This window comes from Synechococcus sp. R55.7, assembly GCF_047461955.1.
Taxonomy (GTDB): Bacteria; Cyanobacteriota; Cyanobacteriia; order Thermostichales; family Thermostichaceae; genus Thermostichus.
On the sequence record NZ_JANSIC010000044.1, the window covers coordinates 10,558 to 12,449 of the forward strand.

The following is a 1,892-nucleotide window of genomic DNA, read 5'->3' on the forward strand; positions in this document are numbered from 1 at the left end:
CAAAGGGATCCGTCCCAGCAAACCGCAAAGAAGGGATCCCAGGCCATCCTTCCCGCACAATTCTGCAAAATCCTATGGGCAGGAGATGGGATCCCAGGGCAAACTGAAGGTGGTCGATTTTCTGCAGGAATCACCCCATCAAAGGCCGATTTAGGGCCGACTTTTTGTGTTACTCTACACATTAGCATCCAACCCATCTGTACCCAACGTGTGCCGACGATCCCTGTGATGGCTACCCTGACAAATCCACCCACTCCTACCCTATCGATCAACACCAAGCTGCGCGATTTGGCCTTGGTGGAGTTTCAGGTGAGCGAGTCCACCCCTTGTGAGAACGTGGTGCGCCGCCTAGAAGATGACAGCAGCCTTTCAGGAGTCATCGTGCTGGACGAGCGGTCACAGGTGCGGGGAATGTTGACCCGCCGCGCCATTCTGGAGTGGATGCTTAGCAAGCCCTACGGCCTGGATGTGTTTTTGAAGCGGCCCATCAGCTCCATGGTAGAGTTCCATAGCCGGGATTTTCTCTTGCTCCCCGGCGACTGCGATGTCATCCAAGCAGCCGACCGAGCTTTCCAACGGCCCGAAGAGACCATCTATGACCCCGTGGTGGTTCAACTGGGATCCCAGGACTACCGCCTTCTCGATGTGCCGGTGTTGTTGGTGGCCCAGGCCCAGGTGCATCTGGCCACCCAGCGCAAGCTACAGGAGCAGCAGGAAGAGATGAAAAGGATCTTGGCAGAGCTGGAGCAGGAAAAAAACCGCAGCCTCCAGTATGCTCGGGATCTGGAGCGGCAGAAAGCCGAGATCCTCAGCCAAAACCTGGCCCTAGATATGGAACGCCGGCGGGCCCAACAGCGCTCTGAGGAGCTGGCTCGCCTCAACGCCCGCATCATCGAGATTAGCTCGATCCTCTCGGAGAAGGGCAAATCCACCTTTGCCGCCACCTTTGCTGGGGTAGAAGCGGTGCGCACCCTCTTCCAGGAAATTGCCGACAACAACCAGGAGCTATCCCGCGAACTCAAGGAGATCAACACCATCGTGGATTTGATCGTAGAGGTGGCAGGATACATTCGCCTGCTCTCTTTCAATGCGGCTGTAGAGGCCAACCGCAGCGGTGGTGCCGGTGGCTTTGGAGCCATTGCCCAGGAGATCCGCAAATTGGCCGGGCGAACCACCGAGGCCAGCAACCGTATTCGCAGCTTGGCAGAGCGTATCCAGCGCCAGAGCCAATCCACACTGCAATCGGCCCAAAGCAGTGCTGAGGTGGTGCAATCCCTTTACCAGCAGGCCCAGTCGGCCCAGTTGGCCCTGGAAGAGCTGCAAACCCTGTTGGAACAGGCCCAGATCTAGCCTCCCTTTTGGGTTTGAGATTCTTTTGGATCTGTCTGATCCCTAAGGTTGCCATGGTGGCTAGGGGTCAACTTTCCCCTCTCGAATCTCATAAGTATAAAATTGCCCAGCCACGGCAAGGGTTTCAAAGTGGTAGGTGGGCAAGGAGATCCCCAGTGGGCCAAAGTTGAGCAACGACAAATCGGTGGTGTAGAGGCTGAAAAGGATAAAATTCTGCCGGCGGGTTTGGCGCATGAACAGAGCTTCTAGTTCGGGCTGGAGCTCTCGGACAAGGGCATGACATTCCTCAATCAAAGTGACCAAGAAAGACGGGATCTGAGCGCAGTATTCTCGCGTAGCGTAGGCGGCCAGTTGTTGCCCTGCATGGGTTCTGTACTCTTCTAAGGTGGGATTGGTGATGGCCAAAGCAGCCACTCCTCCCGCCAAAACCAGCCCGGAAAGCAAGGAAAAGACCTTCAGCATCGCAGCCTCCGAAACCGAATTCTTTATTCTGCTATAGGCTTGAGCCACCTCAACAGGGATCTTTCGGCAGAAGCCAAAGG

Annotated in this window: 2 protein-coding genes; one reads left to right on the plus strand and one right to left on the minus strand. The window is 56.1% G+C overall.

Annotation, left to right across the window (positions count from 1 at the left end; all coding sequences use genetic code 11):
* Positions 1–228: 228 nt before the first annotated feature.
* Positions 229–1,350 carry a methyl-accepting chemotaxis protein gene (locus NW820_RS03770; protein WP_414406722.1) on the plus strand — a complete coding sequence of 374 codons (1,122 nt, stop codon included), beginning with the start codon at positions 229–231 and terminating at the stop codon, positions 1,348–1,350.
* Positions 1,351–1,410: 60 nt separating this feature from the next.
* Here NW820_RS03770 and NW820_RS03775 read toward each other — a convergent pair whose 3' ends face one another.
* Positions 1,411–1,812: a DUF4359 domain-containing protein gene (locus NW820_RS03775; RefSeq protein WP_414406723.1), complete on the minus strand. Its 402-nt coding sequence runs from the start codon at positions 1,810–1,812 to the stop codon at positions 1,411–1,413.
* Positions 1,813–1,892: the final 80 nt, after the last annotated feature.

Bases quoted from the DNA above. Each gene is read 5' to 3' on its own strand.
- NW820_RS03770 (WP_414406722.1), top strand. From the start codon at position 229: ATGGCTACCCTGACAAATCCACCCACTCCTACCCTATCGATCAACACC.
- NW820_RS03775 (WP_414406723.1), bottom strand. From the start codon at position 1,812: ATGCTGAAGGTCTTTTCCTTGCTTTCCGGGCTGGTTTTGGCGGGAGGA.